This window comes from Paracoccus solventivorans (genome assembly GCF_900142875.1).
GTDB classification, from domain to species: Bacteria; Pseudomonadota; Alphaproteobacteria; order Rhodobacterales; family Rhodobacteraceae; genus Paracoccus; species Paracoccus solventivorans.
In genome coordinates this window covers 346,972-369,778 of record NZ_FRCK01000002.1, presented here as the reverse complement: position 1 = coordinate 369,778, position 22,807 = coordinate 346,972, and the positions used below count along the sequence as shown (strand labels likewise).

At 70.8% G+C, this 22,807-nt stretch carries 16 protein-coding genes, 1 other RNA gene, 1 pseudogene and 1 riboswitch; of the genes and pseudogenes, 9 read left to right on the top strand and 9 right to left on the bottom strand.

Going from position 1 to position 22,807, the window contains the following annotated elements:
* Positions 1 to 122: 122 nt before the first annotated feature.
* The 3 genes and pseudogenes from metK to BUB57_RS05020 form a co-directional block, all read right to left on the bottom strand.
* Positions 123 to 1,289 (bottom strand): methionine adenosyltransferase, encoded by a 1,167-nt coding sequence (gene metK / locus BUB57_RS05030; protein ID WP_073063096.1) that lies wholly within the window; start codon positions 1,287 to 1,289, stop codon positions 123 to 125.
* A gap of 3 nt (positions 1,290 to 1,292) precedes the next feature.
* Positions 1,293 to 1,343, bottom strand: a riboswitch (SAM-SAH riboswitch).
* A 33-nt stretch (positions 1,344 to 1,376) separates the two neighbouring features.
* Positions 1,377 to 2,951 carry an apolipoprotein N-acyltransferase gene (gene lnt / locus BUB57_RS05025; RefSeq protein ID WP_084731968.1) on the bottom strand — a complete coding sequence of 525 codons (1,575 nt, stop codon included), beginning with the start codon at positions 2,949 to 2,951 and terminating at the stop codon, positions 1,377 to 1,379.
* 860 nt (positions 2,952 to 3,811) lie between these two features.
* Positions 3,812 to 5,353: pseudogene (locus BUB57_RS05020) on the bottom strand (DEAD/DEAH box helicase); the annotation flags it as partial.
* Positions 5,354 to 5,653: 300 nt separating this feature from the next.
* Here BUB57_RS05020 and argS point away from each other — a divergent pair.
* The 3 genes from argS (at position 5,654) to nagZ (ending at position 9,702) form a co-directional block, all read left to right on the top strand.
* Positions 5,654 to 7,393 (top strand): arginine--tRNA ligase, encoded by a 1,740-nt coding sequence (gene argS, locus BUB57_RS05015; protein WP_073063093.1) that lies wholly within the window; start codon positions 5,654 to 5,656, stop codon positions 7,391 to 7,393.
* A gap of 192 nt (positions 7,394 to 7,585) precedes the next feature.
* Positions 7,586 to 8,671 carry an SPOR domain-containing protein gene (locus BUB57_RS05010; RefSeq protein ID WP_234951984.1) on the top strand — a complete coding sequence of 362 codons (1,086 nt, stop codon included), beginning with the start codon at positions 7,586 to 7,588 and terminating at the stop codon, positions 8,669 to 8,671.
* Entirely contained in the window at positions 8,668 to 9,702 is a 1,035-nt protein-coding gene (gene nagZ / locus BUB57_RS05005; protein WP_073063090.1) for a beta-N-acetylhexosaminidase, read from the top strand. Before BUB57_RS05010 ends, nagZ begins: the two co-directional genes overlap by 4 nt.
* A gap of 33 nt (positions 9,703 to 9,735) precedes the next feature.
* On the opposite strand, the gene BUB57_RS05000 is transcribed toward nagZ, so the two are convergent.
* A complete protein-coding gene (locus BUB57_RS05000) occupies positions 9,736 to 10,425 on the bottom strand; it encodes an HAD-IA family hydrolase (protein ID WP_073063087.1) in 690 nt (229 codons plus the stop codon).
* A 101-nt stretch (positions 10,426 to 10,526) separates the two neighbouring features.
* On the opposite strand from BUB57_RS05000, the gene glmU reads away from it, so the two are divergent.
* Together glmU and glmS are read left to right on the top strand one after the other, a co-directional pair.
* Positions 10,527 to 11,870 (top strand): bifunctional UDP-N-acetylglucosamine diphosphorylase/glucosamine-1-phosphate N-acetyltransferase GlmU, encoded by a 1,344-nt coding sequence (glmU, locus tag BUB57_RS04995; protein WP_073063084.1) that lies wholly within the window; start codon positions 10,527 to 10,529, stop codon positions 11,868 to 11,870.
* Position 11,871: 1 nt separating this feature from the next.
* The gene (gene glmS, locus BUB57_RS04990; RefSeq protein WP_073063081.1) at positions 11,872 to 13,689 is read left to right on the top strand and encodes a glutamine--fructose-6-phosphate transaminase (isomerizing); all 1,818 of its coding nucleotides are present in this window, start codon (positions 11,872 to 11,874) and stop codon (positions 13,687 to 13,689) included.
* 155 nt (positions 13,690 to 13,844) lie between these two features.
* On the opposite strand, the gene rarD is transcribed toward glmS, so the two are convergent.
* Complete coding sequence (gene rarD, locus BUB57_RS04985) at positions 13,845 to 14,729, bottom strand: EamA family transporter RarD (RefSeq protein WP_073063077.1); 885 nt, start codon at positions 14,727 to 14,729, stop codon at positions 13,845 to 13,847.
* 107 nt (positions 14,730 to 14,836) lie between these two features.
* On the opposite strand from rarD, the gene BUB57_RS04980 reads away from it, so the two are divergent.
* Both BUB57_RS04980 and BUB57_RS04975 read left to right on the top strand, forming a co-directional pair.
* Positions 14,837 to 15,652: a TIGR00282 family metallophosphoesterase gene (locus BUB57_RS04980; RefSeq protein WP_073063074.1), complete on the top strand. Its 816-nt coding sequence runs from the start codon at positions 14,837 to 14,839 to the stop codon at positions 15,650 to 15,652.
* Between the two features lie 107 nt (positions 15,653 to 15,759).
* Positions 15,760 to 17,538, top strand: a complete 1,779-nt coding sequence (locus BUB57_RS04975; protein WP_073063071.1) for an SLC13 family permease — start codon at positions 15,760 to 15,762, stop codon at positions 17,536 to 17,538.
* Positions 17,539 to 17,541: 3 nt separating this feature from the next.
* Here BUB57_RS04975 and olsA read toward each other — a convergent pair whose 3' ends face one another.
* Both olsA and olsB read right to left on the bottom strand, forming a co-directional pair.
* Complete coding sequence (gene olsA, locus BUB57_RS04970) at positions 17,542 to 18,456, bottom strand: lyso-ornithine lipid O-acyltransferase (protein WP_084731965.1); 915 nt, start codon at positions 18,454 to 18,456, stop codon at positions 17,542 to 17,544.
* Positions 18,453 to 19,235 carry an L-ornithine N(alpha)-acyltransferase gene (olsB, locus tag BUB57_RS04965; RefSeq protein ID WP_073063068.1) on the bottom strand — a complete coding sequence of 261 codons (783 nt, stop codon included), beginning with the start codon at positions 19,233 to 19,235 and terminating at the stop codon, positions 18,453 to 18,455. Before olsB ends, olsA begins: the two co-directional genes overlap by 4 nt.
* 355 nt (positions 19,236 to 19,590) lie before the next feature.
* Between olsB and BUB57_RS04960 the strand changes: the two genes are divergently transcribed.
* A complete protein-coding gene (locus BUB57_RS04960) occupies positions 19,591 to 20,250 on the top strand; it encodes a histidine phosphotransferase family protein (RefSeq protein WP_084731964.1) in 660 nt (219 codons plus the stop codon).
* A gap of 19 nt (positions 20,251 to 20,269) precedes the next feature.
* Here BUB57_RS04960 and BUB57_RS04955 read toward each other — a convergent pair whose 3' ends face one another.
* Positions 20,270 to 21,541 carry a glutamate-5-semialdehyde dehydrogenase gene (locus BUB57_RS04955; RefSeq protein WP_073063064.1) on the bottom strand — a complete coding sequence of 424 codons (1,272 nt, stop codon included), beginning with the start codon at positions 21,539 to 21,541 and terminating at the stop codon, positions 20,270 to 20,272.
* Between the two features lie 194 nt (positions 21,542 to 21,735).
* Between BUB57_RS04955 and BUB57_RS04950 the strand changes: the two genes are divergently transcribed.
* Positions 21,736 to 22,425, top strand: a complete 690-nt coding sequence (locus BUB57_RS04950) for a DUF2270 domain-containing protein (RefSeq protein WP_073063061.1) — start codon at positions 21,736 to 21,738, stop codon at positions 22,423 to 22,425.
* A 17-nt stretch (positions 22,426 to 22,442) separates the two neighbouring features.
* Here the strand turns inward: BUB57_RS04950 and ssrA are convergent.
* Positions 22,443 to 22,797, bottom strand: a transfer-messenger RNA (tmRNA) gene (gene ssrA / locus BUB57_RS04945).
* Positions 22,798 to 22,807 lie beyond the last annotated feature (10 nt).

Here is a 22,807-nt window from a genome sequence, read left to right as displayed (position 1 = left end):
TTTTTATCGCACGAGCCTTCCTATTCTGCACATTTTGTTGCAATGCTTTAACCCAAAGTGAATAGATCGGTGGATCAGAAAACAACCTGCCCAGCGTAGACTGAGCAGGGCTGCGCCGTCCCTCAAAACGCCTTCTTCAGCGCCTCGGCCAGATCGGTGCGTTCCCAGCTGAAGCCGCCGTCCGCTTCCGGCGTGCGGCCGAAATGGCCGTAGGCGGCGGTGCGGCGGTAGATGGGCTTGCACAGGTCGAGGTGGTTGCGGATGCCCAGCGGCGTCAGGTCCATGACCTCGCGCAGGGCGCGCTCGATCTCGGCCTCGGGGACCTCGCCGGTGCCGTAGGTGTCGGCATAGATCGACAGCGGCTCGGCCACCCCGATTGCATAGGACAGCTGGATCACGCAGCGTTTCGCCAGCCCGGCGGCGACCACGTTCTTGGCCAGGTAGCGCGCGGCATAGGCCGCCGAGCGGTCGACCTTGGTCGGGTCCTTGCCGGAAAACGCCCCGCCGCCGTGGGGGGCGGCGCCGCCGTAGGTGTCGACGATGATCTTGCGCCCGGTCAGCCCCGCATCCCCGTCCGGGCCGCCGATGACGAAGGTGCCGGTGGGGTTGACGTGCCAGACGGTGTCCTCGGTCAGCCAGCCCTCGGGCAGCACCTCGCGCACATAGGGTTCCACGATGGCGCGGATGTCGTCCGAGGTCTGCGCCTTGTCGTGGTGCTGGTGGCTGACCACGATCTGGGTGATCCCGACCGGGCGGCCGTTTTCATAGCGCACCGACAGCTGCGACTTGGCGTCCGGGCCCAGCGTCGGCTGTTCGCCCGACTTGCGGGCTTCGGCCAGGCGGCGCAGGATCGCGTGGGCATACTGGATCGGCGCGGGCATCAGCTCGGGCGTCTCGTCCACCGCATAGCCGAACATGATCCCCTGATCGCCGGCCCCGTCCTTGTCCACGCCCTGCGCGATATGGGCGGATTGCTCGTGCAGGAAGTTCAGCACGTGGCAGGTGTTCCAGTGGAACTTTTCCTGCTCGTAGCCGATGTCGCGGATCACGCCCCGGGCGATTTCCGGGATCCGCCCCATGGTCGAGGTCAGCCGCCCCTTGTCCTTCAGCCCGATCTCGCCCCCGATCACCACCATCCCGGTGGTGGCGAAGGTCTCGCAGGCGACGCGGGCCAGCGGCTCCTGTTCTAGCAGCGCGTCGAGCACCGCATCCGAGATCTGGTCGCACAGCTTGTCGGGATGCCCCTCCGAGACGGACTCGGAGGTGAAGACGTAATTCTGACGGGACATGATTGCTCCATTGGTTCAGGACCTCTCCACGCCAGGAAGCCGTTGTGGGGGTCGTCGCCCGGGCGATACGCGCTTGCGCCGGTGGCGTCAATGACTGCGGCGGTTGCGCCGGGCGATGGCCAGCGCCGCGGCGGCCAGCGCCATCAGCGCCAGCATCGGCAGATCGCCCCAGCGCCACCATAGCGTCGGCGGCAGCGCGCCCGGCAGCGGCGCGTCCAGCACGCCGTCGCGGTTCAGCGCCAGCGTTGCGCGCAGCCCCCCGCGCGCGTCGATCACCGCCGAAACCCCGGTATTGGCCGCCCGCAGCAGCGGCAGCCCGGACTGGATCGCCCGCAGCCGCGCCTGCGCCAGATGCTGGTAGGGGCCGGACCAGGTGCCGAACCAGGCGTCGTTGGTCACCTGCAGTATCCATTCCGGGCGCTGGCCGCGCAACAGGTGGCGCTCAAAGATCGCCTCGTAGCAGATCAGCGGCTGGAAGGGGGGCAGGCCCTCGACGGCGATCACCTGCGGGCCGGGGCCGCGGGAATAGCCGTTGCCGTGCTGGGCGGCAAAGGCGGTGATCCCGAACCGCGCCAAGGCATCGCCCCAGGGGATGTATTCGCCGAAGGGGACCAGGTGGAACTTGTCGTAGACCGCGCCGATACGGGCGTCCGGGGTGAACTCGGCCAGGCTGTTGAACCATGCGGCGCCGTCAGAGCGCTGGATGCCGACCAGGGTGGTGGTGCCGGACTGGGAGGCGATGTCCTCCAGCGCCGGTCCGGCCTCGTTCAGCAGGAACGGCACCGCGGTTTCCGGCCAGACCACCAGATCGGGGCGGCCCTCCCCCAGCGCCGGGTCCAGCGGCAGCGCCGACAGCGCGGTCAGCCGGTCGTAGAACTGCGGGGCCCAGAACGGGTCCCATTTCAGCGTCTGATCGGCGTTGGGCTGGACCAGGCGGATGATTTGGGGCTGGTCCGGCGGCAGGGGCTGCGCCAACCGGGCCAGCCCGGCGCCCCAGGCCAGGGCGATCAGCACCGCCGACAGCCCGGCGCCGATGGTGATGCTGCGGCGCGTGCTGCCCAGCACCGGCAGCAATGCCGCCGCCAGCGTCAGCGCCGACAGCCCCGGCGCGCCCAACCAGGCGGCGATCTGCCCGGCGGGGGTGTCGATCCAGACATGCCCGGTCAGCGCCCAGGGTAGGCCGGTGAAAATCCAGCCCCGCAGCCAGTCCGAGACCAGCAGCGCCAGCGCCAGCGCCGCCGCGCGGATGGCGCGGTTCCAGCCAAGCCGATGCGCGGCCAGCGCCGGCAGCGCCCAGAACAGCGCACCGCCAAGTGCGGTCAGCAGCAGAGCAAAGGGTGACATCCAGCCGTAGCGGTCGGCCTCGACCAGAAAGGGCTGGGTGATCCAGGCCAGCGCCAGCGCGAAATGCCCGGCGCCGATGGCCAGCGCCCGCCAGGCGGCCGCGCGGGCCGAGGGCGCCGTCGCCACCCGCCAGATCAGCGCCGCCAGCGCCAGCACCGTCACCGGCCAGAGCCCCCAGGGGGCCTGACCCAGCGCCGCCGCCGCCCCGATCAGCAGGTCGGCGCCAAGGCGCAGCGCAAGGGGGAGCCGGCGGGCCGGGGTTGCCTGCAAAGCGCCGGGCGCCGCCCCCGAGTCGGGCCGCCGCGGGGCGGGACGCATCAGAGGCGTCAGCCCTGCGCCGGGCCGGCGTCCTTCTGGCCGTCCGCGGGCTTGGTGTCAGCGGCATCCGCGGCCGCGGGCGCGGCGGCATCCGTGCCGGTGCCGGCGTCGCCCGCCTTGCTGGTGGCGGCCTTGGCGGGCTTGGCAGGCGCCTTGCGGGTGCGCGGCTTTGCGGCGGGTTTCGCCGGGGCCTCGGTCGTTTCGGTCGCAACGTCGGCGGCGGGGGCCTCTGCCGCCTCGGCAGGAGCCTTGGCCGCGGATTTCGCGCTGCGGGTGGATTTTGCGGGCGCCTTGGCGGCCGTCCTGGCCGCGGGCTTCGCCGCGGTCGTGCGGCGGGTGCGCTTGGGCTTTTCCGCGACCTCGGCCTCGGCGGCGGGAACCTCCGCGGGCGTCTCGCTGCCCGTATCCTGAACCTCGGCCGCCACCTCCGGCGCCGCCGCTTCCGGGAGGACTGCGGGCACGGCGGCATCGGCCGCAGCAGCGTCCTCGCTGACCGCTTCCACTGCTGCCGTCTCGGTCGCAGGGGCAACCGACCCGGCCGGTTGGTCGCTGGCCGCTTCTGCGACCGCTTCGGTTGCGGGGGCAACCGTCTCGGCGGCAGCCTCGACAGCCTCGACGACCTCGACCGCCTGATCGCCCACGGCCGCATCCGCAGCTTCGGTCACAGCCTCGGTGCTGCGGTCCTTGCTGCGCGAGCGGCTGCGCGAGCGGCTGCGGCCCGAACCCGAGGACGCGGCGGCCGGGGTCTCGGCCGGGGCCGCGTCTTCCTCGGCCGGCTGCGGCTCGGACTGGCTGCGGCTGGCCATGCGGGCGTCGGTGATCGCCAGCGCCTCGGTGAAGCTGGTGCGCATGAAGTCGGGAACGTGGTCGCCCATCCCGGCCACCGCCGGGCCGCGGTCGTGGTCGCGATGGCGGTCGCGCCGGTCATCGCGGCGCTCGTCACGCCGGTCATCCCTGCGGTCGTCGCGGCGATGCTCGCCGCCGTGGCGGCCCTCGCCACCCGACTGGCCGTTGCCGTGACCACCCCGCCGCGGCTCGGCGCTGCGCTCGCTGCGTTCCGGGGCCGCCGCGCGCGGCGCCTCTTCGGGCTGAGCGACGGGGGCGGCGGCGCTTGCCTCCACCACCTCGGCGCTATCCTTCGCCGGTTCCCTCAACCCGCCGCGGCGCGAGCGGCTGCGCGCCGGTGCGCCCCGGGTGACGCCGCGCTCGGATGCCGGGCGCGGCGGGCGCTGCGCCGCATCGGACAGGCGGAAGCCCTCGGGGACATCGGCGCGGGGCAGGGACTGCTTGACCAGATTCTCGATCGCCGACAGGTATTTCTCATCCGCCGGGGTCGAGATGGAAATCGCCGTGCCCTGCCGGCCGGCGCGCCCGGTGCGGCCGATGCGGTGGACGTAATCCTCGGCGTGCGAGGGCAGGTCGAAGTTGAACACATGGCTGACCGCCGGAATATCCAGCCCGCGCGCCGCCACGTCCGAGGCCACCAGAAACCGCAGCGAGCCGTCGCGGAACCCGTCCAGCGTCGTCATCCGCACCCGCTGGTCCAGGTCGCCATGGATCGGCGCGGCGTCATAGCCATGCGCCTTCAGCGACTTGGCGACGATATCCACGTCGGTCTTGCGGTTGCAGAAGATGATGGCGTTCTTCAGCCCCTCGCCCTCGGCGTCGATCAGCGCCCGCAGCAGCTCGCGCTTCTGCTTGGCGGACTGGTCCTTGCGGGTGGGGGTCAGCTCGACCAGCTTCTGGGTGATCGTCTCGCTGGTGGTGGCCTGGCGGGCGACCTCGATCCGCTCGGGGGCGTGCAGGAAGGTGTTGGTGATCCGCTCGATCTCGGGCGCCATGGTGGCGGAAAAGAACAGCGTCTGCCGGGTGAAGGGGGTCAGCTGGAAGATCCGCTCGATATCCGGGATGAAACCCATGTCGAGCATCCGGTCGGCCTCGTCCACCACCATGATCTGCACGCCGGTCAGCAGCAGCTTGCCGCGCTCGAAGTGATCCAGCAGCCGGCCGGGGGTGGCGATCAGCACGTCGACGCCGCGGTCGATCAGCAGGTCCTGTTCCTTGAACGACACGCCGCCGATCAGCAGCGCCTTGGTCAGGCGGGTATGCTTGGCGTAGATGTCGAAGTTCTCGGCCACCTGCGCGGCCAGCTCGCGGGTCGGGCACAGCACCAGGCTGCGCGGCATCCGCGCCCGCGCCCGGCCGCGGCCCAGCAGGGTGATCATCGGCAGCACGAAGCCGGCGGTCTTGCCGGTGCCGGTCTGCGCGATGCCCAGCACGTCGCGGCCTTCCAGCGCGGGGGGGATGGCGCCGACCTGGATCGGGGTGGGGGTCTCATAGCCCGCCTCGGTAACGGCCTGCAGCACCTTGGGGTCGAGCTTGAGATCGGAAAACTTGGTCATCGGGGTCTTTCGTCAGGAAGTATCGCGGTCCGACGCGCGACGCTTGCGCGCAAAATGGGACGCGGCCTTCCATGCGCCCCTCGGTCGCCCGCCGGATGCGGGCTTGCGGCCCCTAGCGCAGAATGGGCCTCGCGTCAATTCTTGACTGCGGTGCGCCACCCCCGGGGCTTTCATCTTGCGACAAATATCCCGCGGGGGAGCCTGAAGGGCGGGGGGCGCGAAGCCCCCGGCCGGGCCCTGCAAGGTTGCGGCTTTCAGGCCGCTTCGCTACTGCATTGCGGGCAAGAGCGAGAAAGCCCGATGAACATCTTTGCCGATATCCGCGTGCGCGTGCTGGACGCGCTGACCGACATGACCGCCGCCGGGCAGCTGCCCGCGGGGCTGGATTTCGCCGCCGTGGCGGTGGAGCCGCCGCGCGACCCCGCGCATGGGGACATGGCGACCAACGCCGCGATGGTGCTGGCCAAGCCCGCCGGGTTGAAGCCGCGCGAGATCGCCGAGGCGCTGGCCGCCCGCCTTGCCGCCGACCCGAGGATCGAGGCCGCCGAGGTCGCCGGACCCGGCTTCCTCAACCTGCGGCTTTCCCCCGAGGTCTGGACCGGGGTGCTGCGCGCGGCGCTGGACGCCGGCGATGATTATGGCCGCGCCCCTGGCGGGCAGGGCGCCCGCATCAACGTCGAGTTCGTCAGCGCCAACCCCACCGGCCCGATGCATGTCGGCCACATGCGCGGGGCGGTGTTCGGCGATGCGCTGGCCAGCCTGCTGCACTTCGCCGGCAACGATGTGACCCGCGAATACTACATCAACGACGGCGGCGCGCAGGTCGATGTGCTGGCCCGCTCGGCCTATGAACGCTACCGCGAGGCCCACGGGCAAGAGCCTCGCATCGCCGAGGGGCTCTATCCCGGCGACTACCTGATCCCGGTGGGGCAGGCGCTCAAGGACCGCTACGGCGACAGCCTGCTCGACCGTCCCGAATCCGAATGGCTGGCCGAGGTGCGCGACTTTGCCACCGGGCTGATGATGCAGGTGATCCGCGACGACCTGGCGCTGCTGGGCGTCGAAATGGACGTCTATTCCAGCGAAAAGGCGCTGTACGGCACCGGCCGGATCGAGGCCGCGATCCAGCGGCTTGCCGACGCGGGGCTGATCTACGAAGGCGTGCTGGCCCCCCCCAAGGGCAAGCTGCCCGAGGATTGGGAGGCGCGCGAGCAGACGCTGTTCCGGTCCACCGCCCACGGCGACGACGTGGACCGGCCGGTGAAGAAATCGGACGGCAGCTGGACCTATTTCGCCCCCGACATCGCCTATCACTGGGACAAGATCGACCGCGGCTTCGACCAGCTGATCGACATCTTCGGCGCCGACCACGGCGGTTACGTCAAGCGGATGCAGGCGGCGGTTGCGGCGCTGTCGGGCGGGCGCGTGCCGCTGGACGTCAAGCTGATCCAGCTGGTGCGGCTGTTCAAGAACGGCGAGCCCTTCAAGATGTCCAAGCGCGCCGGCACCTTCGTCACCCTGCGCGACGTGGTGGAACAGGCGGGGCGCGACGTGACCCGTTTCCACATGCTGACCCGCAAGAACGATGCGGCGCTGGATTTCGACTTCGACAAGGTTCTGGAGCAATCCAAGGACAACCCGGTCTGGTATGTCCAATATGCCAGCGCCCGCATCAACTCGGTGCTGCGCCGCGCGGCCGAGATGGGCGTGGACGTGTCGGACGCGGCGCTGGCGCAGGCGGTGGCGCTGGACCACCCGGCACAAGGGGCGCTGGCCCGGCGCATCGCCGAATGGCCGCGCACGGTGGAAATCGCCGCCCGCGCGCATGAGCCCCACCGCATCGCGTTCTTCCTCTACGACCTCGCCTCGGACCTGCATGCGCTGTGGAACCGCGGCAACGACGAACCCGGGCTGCGCTTCGTGCAGGATGGTGACATCGACGCAACAGCAGCGAAAATCGCGCTGGCGCGGGCCGTCGGCGTTGTCATTTCGGCGGGCTTGGGTATCTTGGGGGTAACTCCGGCCAAGGAAATGCGCTGACTCAACGAGGCGTCCGGTCCGGGGAAGGAACGAGCAGTCAACGACAACCGGGTCAACCGGCGGACAGGCAGGACGATAGCGATGACGGTGGTGGATTTCCGCTCCGGCGGGTATGGGGACTCTTCTCACTTGTATCCGGGGCGCGATGGGGATGATTCGCCCGCGCCCGGGCGCCACGCCGCGGATTGGGGCGTGCAGGACGACGAGGTTCTGGAAGGGCACGGCTGGACCGCGCAGGACTGGGACGAATCGCGCTACGCCACCCATGGCGACGGGCTGCGGCTGACCGACCGCGACAGCGTGCTGGGCCGGGTGGCGCGGCTGACCCATTACCTGGGCGCGCTGGTCTCGGTGTTCCTGATGGCCAGCCTGGCGGTCTGGGGCTACCAGCTGGTGGTGCGCGACGTGTCCGGCGTGCCGGTGATCCGCGCGGTCGAGGGCGACAGCCGCATAGCCCCTGCCGACCCCGGCGGAATGCTCAGCGACCGCGAGGGGCTGGCCGTCAACGGCGTGGCCGCCGGTGCCGGCGCCGCCCCGGTCGAACGGGTGGCGATCGCCCCTGCGCCGACCGCGCTCGACCAGCAGGACGTCGCGATGGGAGAGCTGGGCGCCACCGCCCGCGAAGCCGCCGCCGAGGATGATTTCGTCGAGGATGCCGGCGCCCCGGTCGTCGCCACCAGCGACGCCGAGGCCGCGCGCCGCGCCGCCGAGCTTGCGGCCGAGGCCGATCTGGCCGTGGGCGTGCCCGCCGTCGGCCCGATGGAGGCCGATGCCGTGCCGGTGACCGCCGCGGTCACCGATGCCGCCGGCCAGCCCGCGCTGGACCACGCCATCACCGCCGCGCTGGCCGAGGCCGGGGCGCAGCCCGCGGTCGCCACCTCGGCACGCCCGATGCCGCGCCCGCGCCGTCTGGCCGCTGCAGCAGCCGCCCCGGCCCCCGCGGCCCCGGCTGCCGCCGAAACCGCCGTGGCTGCCGCCCCCGAGGCCGCGCCCGCCGCTGCTGCGCCGGCGCCGGTCAAGGTCGCCTCGGGCGCGCCGCTGGTGCAGATCGGCGCCTTCGACAGCAACGCCATCGCCGAAAGCGAATGGAGCCGCGTGTCGGGCCGCTATGGCGATCTGTTCGCCGGCAAGGCGCCCTTGGTGCAGGAGCACAAGGCCGGCGGCCGGGTGTTCTACCGCCTGCGCGTCGCCGGGTTCGAGACCCGCGACGAGGCCCGCAAGTTCTGCGCCGACCTGATCGCCGCCGGCACCGACTGCATCCCCGCGGCGGCGAATTGAGCCGGACCCCCGGTCCTGGCCCCGCGCATGGCGCCACCATCCTCGGGGTCGAGGGCCTGACCCTCGGCCGCGACGAGCGCGCCTTCCTGCGCGAGGCCGACCCCTGGGGCTTCATCCTCTTTGCCCGCAACGTCGATACTCCCGAACAGCTGCGCTGCCTGACCGCCGATCTGCGCGAGGCGGTCGGCCGCGACGCGGTGGTGATGACCGATCAAGAGGGCGGCCGCGTCCAGCGCCTGCGCGCGCCCCACTGGACCGACTGGCCTGCACCGCTCGACAGCGCAAGCGACGGCGCCGAGGCCGTGCGCCTGCGCCACCGGCTGATGGGCCGCGAACTGCGCGCGGTCGGGATCGACGCCGACGCCGCCCCCTGCCTCGACATCGCCGGGGACCAGACCCACGAGTTCCTTAGGAACCGCTGCTTCGGCACCGATGCCGCCACCGTCGCCACCATGGGCCGCGCCGCGGCTGAGGGGCTGCTGGCCGCCGGCGTGCTGCCCATCGTCAAGCACATGCCGGGCCACGGCCGCGCGCTCGTGGACAGCCACCACCAGCTGCCGGTGCTGGACACGGCGCTTGACGAGCTCGACGCCAGCGATTTCCAGCCGTTCCGGGCGCTTGCCGACCTGCCGCTGGGGATGACCGCGCATATCCGCCTGACGCAGCTGGACGACCGCCCGGCCACCGCCTCACCCGCCGCGATCCGCCTGATCCGCAAGCGTATCGGCTTCGACGGCCTGCTGATGAGCGACGACATCGGCATGAACGCGCTGAGCGGAACCCCGGCCGAGCGCACCGCCGCCGCCATCGCCGCCGGCTGCGACCTGGTGCTGGCCTGCAACCTGAGCCGCGTCGAGTTCGAACAGGTCGCCGCCGCCGCGGGAACCATGGGCCTTGCCGCCCGCCGCCGCGCGAACGCGGCGCTTGCCCGCCGTGCCGCCCCCGACGCGGCTGATCCCGCCGAACTGCGCGCCGAACTCGCCGCGCTTCTGGATCCACGCCATCTTCTGTCGAAAAATATCCCGGGGTGAGCGCCGCAGGCGCGAGGGGCAGCGCCCCTTTCGTCAGCCCAGCCACCCCCGCGCCAGCGCCGGCAGCGCGTCGAACCCCGCCAGCACATGGTCGGGCCGCAGCCGCGAAATCGCCGCGCCCTCGGGGCCGAAGCCGACCAGCGACACCCGCACGCCGCTGGCGCGGGCGGTCTTCAGGTCGGTCTCGGTATCGCCCAGCAGGAACGACCGCGCCACCGTGCCGCCGGCGCGTTCCACCGCCGCCGCATAGGGGCGCGGGTCGGGCTTCCTGACCGGCAGCGTGTCGGCGCCGATCATGGCGCCGAACAGCACCCGCACCCCCAGCGCCGCCAGCAGCTTTTCGGCCAGCGCCTCGGGCTTGTTGGTGCAGACCGACAGCAGATAACCCTCGGCCCGCAGCTGCTCCAGCGCCTCTTCCACCCCGTCATACAGCCGGGTCGAATCGGCGATGCAGTCGCCATAGAACCCCAGCAGCCGCGGGAAATCTTCGTCCTCGGCGCCCGGGGGCAGCAGCGCATCGGCCGGGATCCGCCCATAGCCCGCCCGCAGCATCGCCCGCCCGCCGTGGAATGCGATGCCGGCATCCGCCACCGGGTCCAGCAGCCGCCCCAGCCCGCGGGCCGCGAAACAGGCATTCGCCGCCGCGATCAGGTCGGCGGCGGTATCGGCCAGCGTGCCGTCCAGATCGAACACCACCGTGCCGCGATCGCCCCTTGCCGTCATCTTCCGTAACCTTTCGACAGATACCGTGACCGGGCGCACCCTTCCGTCCCGTGCCGGGCCTAGCTACAAGACGCCGAAAGATCAACGAAGGGCAGGCGCGGATGACGGAACGGGCGGTGGCGCTGATCGTGCTGGCGGCGGGGCAGGGCAGCCGGATGCAGTCCGACCTGCCCAAGGTGCTGCACCGGCTGGGGGGCACGGCGCTGCTGGCGCATGCGCTGGCGGCGGGGCGCAGCCTCGACCCCGCGCTGGTGGTCGTCGTCGCGGGCCATGGCGCCGATGCGGTGAGCCGCGCGGTGGCCAGGCTCGACCCTCAGGCGCAGGTGGCGCTGCAATCCGAACAGCTGGGCACCGGCCACGCGGTGGCGCAGGCGCTGCCGCTGCTGGACGGGTTCGACGGCCGGGTGGTGGTGCTTTACGGGGACACGCCCTTTATCGGCGAGGACACGCTGGCCGCGCTGGTGTCGCACCCGGCCGATGTGGTGGTGCTGGGGTTCCGGGCCGCCGATCCGGGCCGCTATGGCCGACTGGTGGCCGATGGCGATACGCTCGACCGCATCGTGGAATACAAGGACGCGGATGATGCCACCCGTGCGATCACCCTGTGCAATTCCGGGGTGATGGCGGTGGATGCGGCCCTGCTGCGCGATCTGGTCGGGCAGCTGTCGAACGACAACGCCGCCGGGGAATACTACCTGACCGACGTGGTGGCGCTGGCCCGTGCGCAGGGCCGCAGCGCCGCCGTCGTCACCTGCGACGAGGCGGAAACCCTGGGCATCAACACCCGCGCCGAGCTCGCCGCCGCCGAGGCCGCCTTCCAGTCCCGCAAGCGCGCCGAGGCGCTGGAAAACGGCGTCACCATGGCCGACCCGGCCACCGTCTGGTTCGCGCTGGACACCCATGTCGGCCGTGACGCCATCATCGGGCAGAACGTGGTCTTCGGCCCCGGCGTCACCGTTGAGAGCGGCGCCGAGATCCTGCCCTTCTGCCATCTCGAGGGCTGCCACGTCAGCGCCGGTGCCAGCGTCGGCCCGTTTGCGCGGCTGCGCCCGGGGGCGGAGCTCGGCGGCGACGCCCATGTCGGCAATTTCGTGGAAATCAAGAACGCGGTGCTGGCCGAGGGTGTCAAGGTCGGCCACCTGACCTATCTGGGCGACGCCGAGGTGGGCGAGCGCACGAATATCGGCGCCGGCACCGTCACCTGCAACTATGACGGGGTGGGCAAGCACCGCACGGTGATCGGGGCGGATGCGTTCATCGGCTCGGACACCATGCTGGTAGCGCCGGTCAGCGTGGGGGCGCGGGCGATGACCGGCTCGGGCTCGGTGATCACCCGGGACGTGCCGGACGGGGCGCTGGCGCTGGGCCGCGCCCGGCAGGTGACCAAGCCGGGGCTGGCCGTGCGGATCATGCAGGCGCTGCGCGCCGCCAAGGGGAGAGCCTGACATGTGCGGAATCATCGGTATCCTCGGCAAGAACCAGGTGGCGCCGCAGCTGGTCGAGGGGCTGCGGCGGCTGGAATACCGCGGCTATGACAGCGCCGGCGTGGCGACCGTCGACAGCGAGGGGCGGCTGGACCGCCGCCGGGCGGTGGGCAAGCTGGTCAACCTGTCCGACCTGCTGGTGCATCAGCCGCTGGAAGGCCGCGCCGGCATCGGCCACACCCGCTGGGCCACCCATGGCGCGGCCACCGAAACCAACGCCCACCCGCACAGCCACGGCCCCGTCGCCGTGATCCATAACGGCATCATCGAGAACTTCCGCGAGCTGCGCGCGGACCTTGCCGCCCACGGCATCGTCGCCCGAACCGAGACCGACACCGAGACCGTGGCGCTGCTGACCGCGCACCACATGGCGCAGGGCATGGCCCCGACTGACGCCGTGCGCGCCACGCTCTCGCGGCTGCACGGGGCCTTTGCGCTCGCCTTCCTGTTCCAGGGCGAACCCGACCTGATGATCGGCGCCCGCAAGGGCAGCCCGCTGGCGCTGGGCCATGGCGAGGGCGAGATGTTCCTGGGCTCGGACGCGATCGCGCTGGCCCCGTTCACCGACCGCATCACCTATCTCGAGGATGGCGACCATGTGGTGATCACCCGCGCGGGGGCCGAGATCTTCGACGCCGCCGGCCGCCGCGCCAACCGCGACATGGCCCGCATCGACGTCGGCGCCACCGCCATCGACAAGGGCGGCTACCGGCATTTCATGGCCAAGGAGATCGCCCAGCAGCCGGTGGTGTTGGGCGACGCGCTCAGCCACTACATCAAGGACGGCCGCATCGTCCTGCCCGACTCGGTCGATTTCCGCGGCGTCGACCGCATCACCCTGGTCGGCTGCGGCACCGCCTATTACGCCGCCTGCGTGGCGAAATACTGGTTCGAGCGGCTGGCGGGTCTGCCCTGCGACGTCGATGTGGCGTCAGAGTTCCGCTATCGCGAGCCGCCGCTGTCCCCCGAAAGCTGGGCGATCTTCGTCAGCCAGTCGGGCGAGACCGCCGACACGCTGGCGGCGCTGCATTACTGCAAGGACAAGGTGGCGCGCACGCTGGGGGTGGTGAACGTGGGCACCTCGGCCATCGCGCGCGATACCGACATCGCCCTGCCGATCCTGGCGGGCGTCGAGGTGGGCGTGGCCTCGACCAAGGCCTTCACCTGCCAGCTGGCGGTGCTGGCGGTGCTGGCGCTGAAGGCCGCGGCCGACCGCGACGCGCTGGAGCCGGCGGAGCTGGCGGCGCATCTGGACCAGCTGATCGCGGTCCCGGCGCTGGTGGCGCAGGCGGTGGGGGCCAGCGACGACTGCCGCCGGCTGGCCGATTGGCTGGCCGAGGCGCAGGACGTGCTGTTCCTGGGCCGCGGCGCGCAATACCCGGTCGCGCTGGAGGGGGCGCTGAAGCTCAAGGAAATCAGCTATATCCACGCCGAGGGCTATGCCGCGGGCGAGCTCAAGCACGGGCCTATCGCGCTGATCGACCGCAACGTGCCGGTGGTGGTGGTGGCGCCCTCGGACGCGCTGTTCGAAAAGACCCTGTCGAACATGCAAGAGGTGATGGCCCGCCACGGGCAGGTGCTGCTGGTGTCCGACAGCGCCGGGATCGAGGCGGGGGCCGAGGGCACCCATGCCGTGCTGACCATGCCCGCCGGCGCCGGCGCCTTCGCGCCCATCGTCTATGCGGTGCCGATGCAGCTGCTGGCCTATCACACCGCGGTGGCCAAGGGCACCGACGTGGACCAGCCCCGCAACCTCGCGAAATCCGTCACGGTGGAATAGGCGCCGCCCGCCGGCCCAGCCTGCGGCACAAGCGGCTTCTTCATCATGAAAATATCCCGGGGCCTCCGAGCACCCGGAAAACGGTCCAGTGGACCGTTTTCAGCGAGGAAGGCCGCGGCAGCGGCCCGGGGCAGCGCCCCGGTCCGGCCGCCCCGTCAACCGATCCGAGCGGGCCTGCGGATCAGCGTCGCCGTATACAGCACCAGCGCCGCCCAGATCAGCGGGAAGGCGACCAGCCGCACGCCCGCAAAGGGCTCGTGGAAGATTGCCACCGCGATCAGGAACACCATGGTCGGCGCCAGATATTGCAGCACCGCGATGGTGGACAGCCGCAGCAGCTTGGCGCCGTTGGCATACAGCATCAGCGGCACCGCGGTGATCACCCCGGTGCCCACCAGCAGCAGCGATTCGCCAGCCGAGCGGCCGAAATGCCCGGCCCCGGTCCACTCCAGCCACAGCAGATAGCCGGCGGCGGGCACGAACAGCAGCAGCACCTCGACGGTGAAGCCCTCGTTCGGGGGCAGCGGCAGGCGGCGCTTGCAATAGGCATAGACCCCCCAGGTCACGGTCAGGGTCAGCGCCACCACCGGCAGCCCGCCCGCGGCGGTGGTCAGCAGCACCACCGCCAGCACCGCCAGCGAGATCGCGGCCAGCTGCGGGCGGCTCAGCCGCTCGCCCAGCAGCGCCCAGCCCAGGAAGATGCTGAACAGGGGGTTGATGTAATACCCCAGCGCGGCCTCGACGGTCTGGCCGTGGGTCACGGCCCAGACATAGGTCAGCCAGTTCACGGTAATCAGCACCGCGGTCAGCCCGGCCATGGCCACCAGCCGCGGCTTGCGCAGGGTCGCGGCCACCGTTTCCAGCTGCCCGTTCTGGCGCAGCACGATCAGCGCGATCGGCAGCGACCACAGCACCCGGTGCGCCACCACCTCGCCCGCGGGGACGTCGCGCAGCGTGTAGAGATACAGCGGCATCAGGCCCCAGATCAGATAGGCGCCGATGGCGAAGGACAGGCCGCGGGGGGAATCATGGGGGTTCATGCGGCATGATTAGCGCCGCGCCCCGGCAGCGTCCATCGCGACCATCGGCCCGCCCCGTGGCGTATCAGTGCTTGATGCGCCGCTTGCAGTTGTCGTAACGCTGTCGGATGCGGATACTTTTTCTTGGCGACGTGATGGGCCGCACCGGGCGGCGGGCGATCTCGGAACGGCTTGCGGGGCTCAAGTCCCGGCACCGGGCGGATTTCACCATTGTGAACGGGGAAAACGCCAGCGGCGGCATGGGGCTGACCGGCGCCCACGCGCGGCTGCTGCTCGAGGCGGGGGCCGACTGCCTGACGCTGGGCGACCACGCCTTTGATCAAAAGGACATGCTGAGCTTCATCGAGACCGAGCCGCGGGTGCTGCGGCCGCTGAACTTCGCGCGCGAGGCGCCGGGGCGGGGGGCGCGGGTGTTCCAGGATGCGCGCGGGCGCAAGATCCTGGTGGCGCAGGCGCTGGGGCAGGTGTTCATGCGCCGCCCCTTCGACGACCCGTTCAGCGCCATCGACGCAGTGCTGCGCGCCCATCCCGCCGGCGGCATGGTGCAGGCGGCGGTGCTGGATTTCCACGCCGAGGCCACCAGCGAAAAGATGGCGATGGGGCATTTCTGCGACGGCCGCGCCAGCTTGGTGGTGGGCACCCACACCCATGTCCCCACCGCCGACACCCAGATCCTGCCGCGCGGCACCGCCTATCAGTCCGATGCCGGCATGTGCGGCGACTATGACAGCGTGATCGGCATGGACAAGGCGGAACCCATGCGCCGCTTCCTGACCGGCATGACCCGCGAGCGCTTCACCCCTGCCGAGGGCGAGGCCACGCTGTCGGGCCTGCTGGTGGTGACCGACGACCGCACCGGGCTGGCGAGCTCGGTCGAGCCGATCCGCGAGGGCGGCAGGCTGGCGCTGCCCCTGCCGGTCTGAGCTGCGCGCGCGCCCATGCAAGCCCGCGAAATCCCTTGCGGACAGGTAGGAAATAGCGCATCCGGGGCCGCGACCGCCCCGCGGCGGTCAGGTGACGAGGTTCGACGATGTTCGATGCAGGACTGACCGGCCATGCAGCCGCGGTCACGACGCTGGTCATCATCGCGGCAATGTTCGTGATGTTCGTGCGCGAGCGCCACCCGCCCGAGGTGGTGGCGGTCGGCACCGCCGCCCTGATGCTGGCGCTGGGGCTGGCGCCCTATGACGACGCGGTGGGGGTGCTGTCCAACAGCGCGCCCTGGACCATCGCCTTCATGTTCATCCTGATGGGGGGGCTGCTGCGCACCGGGGCGCTGAACCAGCTCAGCCGGCTGGTGACCTCGCGCGCCGAAGCGGCGCCGCTGCTGACCATTGCGGGGATGTTCGCCTTTGTCTGCATCGCCTCGGGGATCATGAACAATACCCCGGTGGTGGCGGTGATGATCCCCATCGTGATCCAGGTCGCCCGCAAGACCGGCATCCCGGCATCCCGGCTGCTGATGCCGCTGAGCTATTTCACCGTCATGGGCGGGATGCTCACCCTGATCGGCACCTCGACCAACCTGCTGGTGGACGGGGTGATCCGCGCCCGCGAGATGGAACCGTTCGGCATCTTCGACATCCTGCCGGTCGGCTTGGCCGTGACCGTGGTCGGCGCGCTTTACCTGGGGCTGGTCGGCTGGCGGCTGCTGCCGGACCGGGGCTCGATGGCCTCGTTCCTGACCGACCGCAGCCAGATGAAATACTTCACCGAGTTCGCCATCCCCGAGGGCAGCAACCTGATCGGGATGGGCCTGTCCGACGTCAAGCTGTTCAAGCGCGAGAACGTGCGGGTGATGGACGTGCTGCGCGGGGACACCTCGCTGCGGCGCAACCTGGCCGATGTGGTGCTGGAACACGGCGACCGGGTGGTGCTGCGCTCGGGGATGGCCGACCTGCTGGAAATGCAGAAGGACAAGGGGCTGCGCGCCTTCGACAAGCTGTCCTCGGTCGAGACCGAGACGGTGGAGGTGCTGATCTCGCCCGGCGCGCGGATGATCGGGCGGCGGCTGGGCGACCTGCGGCTGCGGCGGCGCTATGGGGTCTATCCCATCGCCGCGCACCGGCGGAACCAGAACATCGGCCGCCAGCTCGACGACCTCGAGGTCCGCGTCGGCGACACGCTGCTGCTGGAAGGCGCCCCGGCCGACATCGCGCGGCTGGCGGCGGACATGGACTTGGTGGACGTGTCCCACCCCACCACCAAGCCGTTCCGCCGCAGCCACGCCCCCATCGCCACCATCGCGCTTTTGTCGGTGGTGCTGCTGGCGGCGCTGGATCTGGCGCCGATCATGGGGCTGGCTTTCCTGGCCTCGGCCATCATCCTGCTGACCCGCTGCGTGGACGCCGACGAGGCCTTCGGCTTTATCGAGGCGCGGCTGCTGGCGATGATCTTTGCCATGCTGGTGGTCGGCGAGGCGCTGGAGGCCACCGGCGCCGTCAACCTGATCGTGGACAACGTGGCGCCGTGGCTGCAGGGGCTCAGCCCGTTCTGGACGCTGGTGGCGGTGTATTTCCTGGGCCTCGTCATGACCGAGGTGCTGTCGAACAACGCCGTGGCGGTGATGCTGACCCCGATCGCGATCGAGCTTGCGCTGCAGCTGGGCCATGATCCGCGCGCCTATGTGGTGGCGGTGATGTTCTCGGCCTCGGTCGCCTTTGCCACCCCCATCGGCTATCAGACCCATATGATGGTCTATGGACCGGGCGGCTACAGGTTCACCGATTTCATCCGGGTCGGGCTGCCGCTGGACATCGTGACCGGGCTGGCCGCCTGCCTGACGATCCCGCTGTTCTGGCCGCTCTAGGTCTTAGGCGCGCGGCGCGGGCTCGGGGAAGGGCGCGCGTACCGCGGCCTCGGCTGCGGCGGCCAGCGACTTGCGGTCGTGGCCGGCGACCGGGATCGGCGGATGCAGGGTCACGGTGACGCTGCCCTGCCGCCACTGGCCCAGCACCGCCAGCAGATGCGGGCCCAGATCCATGTCGCCCCACCAGCCATAGAAGCGCGGTTCGCGCCCCCAGGGGGCGGTATAGCGCACGCTTACCGGCTGGATCGCCAGCCCCTCGGGCAGCGCCGGGTCCAGGAACGCTTGGAACAGCGTCGGCTTGAAGGGCAGCACGCGGCGGCCGTCGGTGCTGGTGCCTTCGGGAAAGAACAGCAGCCGGTGGCCAAGCGCGGTGCGTTCCGCGAACTCGGCCGCCTGCACGCGGGCGAGCTTGGGGTCGCGGGTCACGAAATGCGTGTCGGTGACCCGGGTCAGGATGTTGATCCCGGGCCAGCCCGCGACCTCGGACTTGCTGACGAAGAACACCGGCGCCGCCGCGTTCAGCACGAAGATGTCGAGCCAGCTGGAGTGATTGGCGACCATCGCGCCCGGGCCGCGCATCCTTGCGCCGCGGCATTGCCAGCGGATCCCCAGCGCCAGCAGGCACAGCCGGCACACCCCTTGCACCCAGGGCCCGGTCAGCGGCCGCCTGCGCCCCGCCGCCAGCCGCTCCGCCCCGCGCAGCGGCAACAGCAGCAGCACCCCGACCAGCAGCACCGCCACCACCGCGCCCCCGCGCAGCGCCACCAGCAGCCAGCCCAGCCCCGAGGGCCGCGGCGGCACGTCGGAGGGCAGGCCCCGCCAGGTCGCGCCGTTCGGCCGCGCGGCGCCGCCCGCTGCCGTGTCCTCGCCGGCAGGCGCCGCTGCGGCGGGCGCGGGTCGGGGGGGCGCCGTGGTCATGCCCCCTGCCGGCGGTCCTGGTAATACTGGCGGTGGCGTTCGGACATGGCGGCGGTGTCCATCAGCAGGAACACGTCGGTGGTGTTGAACTCGTGGTCGATCCAGGCGCCGTCGCCGACCACGCCGCCCAGCCGCAGATAGGCCTTGATTAGCGCCGGCATCGCGGTCATCGCGGCGCGGCGGTCCAGCGCCTCGGGGGCGATCAGGTCCATGCGCTGGTAATGCGGCGCCCGCGCCACCGGCCGCAGCGCCGCGGGCGCCAGATGGTGGTGATGCAGCCAGGACAGCGCCTGCGCCAGCGGCTCGATCCGGGTGCCGTGGAAACTGGCGACGCCGAACAGGATCTCGATGTCGTGGGCCAGCACATAGTCGGCCAGCGCGTTCCACAGCAGGAACATCCCCGAGCCGCCGCGATAGGCCGGGTCCACGCAAGAGCGCCCCAGCTCGACCAGCCGCCGTCCGGACTGGCGCAGCGGGGTCAGGTCGTATTCGCTGTCGCAGTAATAGCGGCCGAACGCCTCGGCCACCTGGCTGCGCAGCAGCCGATAGGCGCCGATCACATGCTCGCCCGCGTCGGGGTCGCGGCGGGTGTCGACCAGCAGCAGGTGATCGACCACCGGGTCGAACTCGTCCCGCTCCAGCCGGGCGTCATGATCGACCAGCGGCCCGTCTCCGCCCAGCTCTTCGACAAAGACGCGATAGCGCAGCCGTTGCGCCGCGCGCAGGTCGCGCTCATCTGCCGCCAGCCGCACCTCGAGCCAGCCCGGATCGGTCTTCATCGGCTCTCCTTTCGCTCGGGCGTTGCAAATGCGCGGCACTCCGCCGACGGCAATCGCCAAATCGGCGGAAAATTGCTTGACACATCCGCAGATTGCAAGGAATTGGTTGTTGCAATTAGAGCAGAAAACATCACGAGGGCGCAGGAGTGAGCAGTTCTGATCCAACACGGCCCGGACCCGCATCCCGCCCGCACCAAGAGCGCCATCGCGTCCGGCCCGGGGTGCAGCGGCCATCGGCCGGGACGGCACCGGGGGCGGGCATCCCGGCAATCGGCCCGGCGTCGGGCGCGGCTGTGGATGTCGTGTTCATCTTGGGATCCGCCTTGGCTGGTCTGGGCGCAAAGGCTAGCGGACGATGAGGCCGGTCACAATCCCGGCCGACGCGATCCCGGCCGGCGCATCCGGCGGGCTGGGCATCGAACTGGCCAGCCTGGTCGCGGCGCGGTTGTGCCATGATCTGGTCTCTCCGCTGGGGGCGATCGGCAACGGGGTCGAGCTGCTGGAAATGGCCGGCGAATACCCGGGGCTGGCCAAGTCGCCCGAGCTGTCGCTGATCGGCGAAAGCGTCAAGGCGGCGCGGGCGCGGGTGCGGTTCTACCGCACCGCCTTTGGCCATGCCACCCGCGACCAGCGCACCGCCGTGACCGAGGTCGCGCAGCTGGCGCAGGATTACGCCCGCGGGACAAGGCTGGCGGTCGAGATCGAGGGCAGCGGCGATCTGTCGCGGGTCGAGGCGCGGATGCTGCTGCTGGCGCTGATGTGCATGGATTCGGCGATGCCCTGGGGCGGGCGGGTGCTGGTCTGCCGCTCGATGTCGGGCTGGCGGGTGGTGGGCGAGGCCTCGCGCACCCGCAGTCAGCCGGGGCTGTGGGGCTGGCTGGCGCCGCTGGGGGCGCCGCTGTCGCCGCCCGAGCCGTCCGAGGTGCATTTCGCGGTGCTGGGGGTGCTGGCGCAGCAGCACCATCGCCCCATCCTGTGGGAGGTGGACGCGACCGGCGGCGAGATCAGTTTCTGACCCCGCCCACCTGCGTGGTTCAGGGACGGATGGTGCCGTCCCCGGTCACCAGATACTTGAAGCTGGTCAGCTGCTCGGCCCCGACCGGCCCGCGGGCGTGCAGCTTGCCGGTGGCGATGCCGATCTCGGCGCCCATCCCGAATTCTCCGCCATCGGCGAACTGGGTCGACGCATTGCGCAGCAGGATCGCGGAATCGATGCGCTGCATGAACCGGGCGGCGGTGGCGTCGTTTTCCGTCAGGATCGATTCGGTGTGGCCAGAGCTGTGCTGGCTTATATGGGCGATCGCCCCGTCCACGCCGTCGACCAGCTTTGCCGCGATGATCATGTCCAGGAACTCTTGCCCGAAATCCTCGGGGCGGGCCTGGGTGGTGCCGGGAATGGCGGCCAGCTCGCCCTCGGCCCGGACCTCGACGCCCGCGTCCAGCAGGTCGCGAATCAGCACCTCGCCGTGGCGTTCATAAAAGCCGCGGTCGATCAGCAGGGTCTCGGCCGCGCCGCAGACGCCGGTGCGCCGGGTTTTGGCGTTCAGCACCACGCGCCGCGCCTTGTCCAGATCGGCGTCGCGGTCGGCATAGACGTGGCAGATGCCTTCCAGATGCGCAAACACCGGCACGCGGGCCTCGGCCTGCACCAGCCCGACCAGCCCCTTGCCGCCGCGCGGGATGATGACGTCAATCAGCCCCTGCGCGCGCAGCATCGCGGCGACGGCGGCGCGGTCGCGCACCGGCACCATCTGGATCGCGTCCTCGGGCAGCCCGGCCTGCCGCAGCCCCCGTTTCATGCAGTCGAGGATCGCGCCCGAGGAATGGATGCTATCCGTCCCCCCGCGCAGGATCACCGCATTGCCGGATTTCAGCGCCAGTGCGCCCGCGTCGGCGGTGACGTTGGGGCGGCTTTCGTAGATCACCCCCAGCACCCCGATGGGCGTGGCCACCCGCTGGATATGCAGCCCGTTCGGCCGGTCCCATTCCGCCAGCACCCGCCCCACCGGATCGGGCTGTTCGGCCACCGTGCGCAGCCCGTCGGCGATGTCGCGGATCCGGGCCGGGTCCAGCCGCAGCCGGTCGATCATCGCCGGCGACAGGCCCTTTTGCTCGGCATAGGTCAGATCCTCGGCATTGGCGTCGAGGATGGCGGCTTCCGATTCGACGATGGCATGGGCGGCCCCGATCAGCGCGGCGTATTTGCGCTCGGCGTCGGCATGGGCCAGCGCGGCCGCGGCGGCGCGCGCGGCCGCGCCCATGCGGGCGATCAGGGTCTCGGCATCGCGGGCGTCATCCTGCGGCATCTCGGCGGCACCTTCCAGCAAACCTGCCCGCACCAGCGGCGGGCCGGGCGTTGGTCGCACAAGCAGGCGCAAAACGAAAGGGCCCGCGCAGGCCCGCCCGCGCCCAAGCTGCGGGCTTGCGCGGCCCCATTGCGGCGTGGTCCACTTGCCCGACCGGGACCCGGAAACCCGGCAGGGAAGGGGAGGGGCAGGACTTGACCACGGACAGCGCCAGCGACGACCAGCCCGAGCCGCGCCGCTTCACCCCGGCCGAGCTTGGGGCGCTGGCCCATCTCTACCGGGGCGAGATCTATCGCTCGACCGTCTGGCGCACGCGGCTGGACACCACCACCAACTGGTCGGTGGTGACGCTGGGGGTGGCGCTGTCGATCACCTTCGCCTCGCGCGATTCCTCGCCGCTGCCGCTGGTGCTGGTGGGGATCCTGATCCTGCTGTTCCTTGCGCTCGAGGCGCGGCGCTATCGCTATTTCAACGTCTGGCGGGCGCGGGCGCGCTGGATGGAAAAGCATCTCTATGTGCCGATGCTGCGCGACGGGGTGCTGGACGACGGCACCAACTGGCAGCTGACGCTGGCCGACGACTATCGCGCGCCGCGCTATCACGTCAGCTATCTGGTGGCGATGTCGCGGCGCATCCGGCGCAACTACCTGTGGATCCTGCTGATCCAGTCCATCGCCTATGTCGGCAAGCTGCTGGTCCACCCCAGCCCGGTCACCTCGCCGGCCCATTTCATCGAACGCGCCCGCATCGGCCCGATCCCGGGCGTCGTGGTGCTGGCGATGGGGCTGCTTTATATCGGTGTGTTCCTGGGGCTGGCGATCTGGGTCCGGCGCGAGGATGCGCGGCGCGCCAGCATGCGCGGATCGCAGGGGCCGATGGGATAGCGGAAAAAGGGGGGGAAGGTGCAGGATTCTGTTGCCAGGCTCCTGCGGGCCCCGCCTGCCGCGGCTAAGCGACAGGGCTTAGTTTTCGGTTACCCGAGCTGCTTACGCAGCCAGAGCCACCGGAGCACGGTTGTCGTTGGCAACTGTACTTTTCGCACCGATAACGGTGGTAGCTCACCGAGACAAAGCAAACAGCTTTAGACGTTCGTCGATCCTGTTTCGGCCCCATTCGCCCCCAACGAGGGATGGGTGGTGGAGCCGCCGGGTACCGCCCCCGGGTCCGATCCGCTTATTACCTGCGCGTTTATGTCCATAGTCCGGGCGAACCCGGACAGCTCTAAGATAGGGGGGCCGCCGCCCCCCTGCAAGGTCCGATCGAGGG

Excerpts from the sequence above, each read along its gene's own strand:
- metK (WP_073063096.1), bottom strand. The coding sequence starts at position 1,289 with ATGTCCCGTCAGAATTACGTCTTCACCTCCGAGTCCGTCTCGGAGGGG.
- lnt (WP_084731968.1), bottom strand. The coding sequence starts at position 2,951 with ATGCGTCCCGCCCCGCGGCGGCCCGACTCGGGGGCGGCGCCCGGCGCT.
- argS (WP_073063093.1), top strand. The coding sequence starts at position 5,654 with ATGAACATCTTTGCCGATATCCGCGTGCGCGTGCTGGACGCGCTGACC.
- BUB57_RS05000 (WP_073063087.1), bottom strand. The coding sequence starts at position 10,425 with ATGACGGCAAGGGGCGATCGCGGCACGGTGGTGTTCGATCTGGACGGC.
- glmU (WP_073063084.1), top strand. The coding sequence starts at position 10,527 with ATGACGGAACGGGCGGTGGCGCTGATCGTGCTGGCGGCGGGGCAGGGC.
- glmS (WP_073063081.1), top strand. The coding sequence starts at position 11,872 with ATGTGCGGAATCATCGGTATCCTCGGCAAGAACCAGGTGGCGCCGCAG.
- rarD (WP_073063077.1), bottom strand. The coding sequence starts at position 14,729 with ATGAACCCCCATGATTCCCCCCGCGGCCTGTCCTTCGCCATCGGCGCC.
- BUB57_RS04980 (WP_073063074.1), top strand. The coding sequence starts at position 14,837 with ATGCGGATACTTTTTCTTGGCGACGTGATGGGCCGCACCGGGCGGCGG.
- BUB57_RS04975 (WP_073063071.1), top strand. The coding sequence starts at position 15,760 with ATGTTCGATGCAGGACTGACCGGCCATGCAGCCGCGGTCACGACGCTG.
- olsA (WP_084731965.1), bottom strand. The coding sequence starts at position 18,456 with ATGACCACGGCGCCCCCCCGACCCGCGCCCGCCGCAGCGGCGCCTGCC.
- olsB (WP_073063068.1), bottom strand. The coding sequence starts at position 19,235 with ATGAAGACCGATCCGGGCTGGCTCGAGGTGCGGCTGGCGGCAGATGAG.
- BUB57_RS04960 (WP_084731964.1), top strand. The coding sequence starts at position 19,591 with ATGAGGCCGGTCACAATCCCGGCCGACGCGATCCCGGCCGGCGCATCC.
- BUB57_RS04955 (WP_073063064.1), bottom strand. The coding sequence starts at position 21,541 with ATGCCGCAGGATGACGCCCGCGATGCCGAGACCCTGATCGCCCGCATG.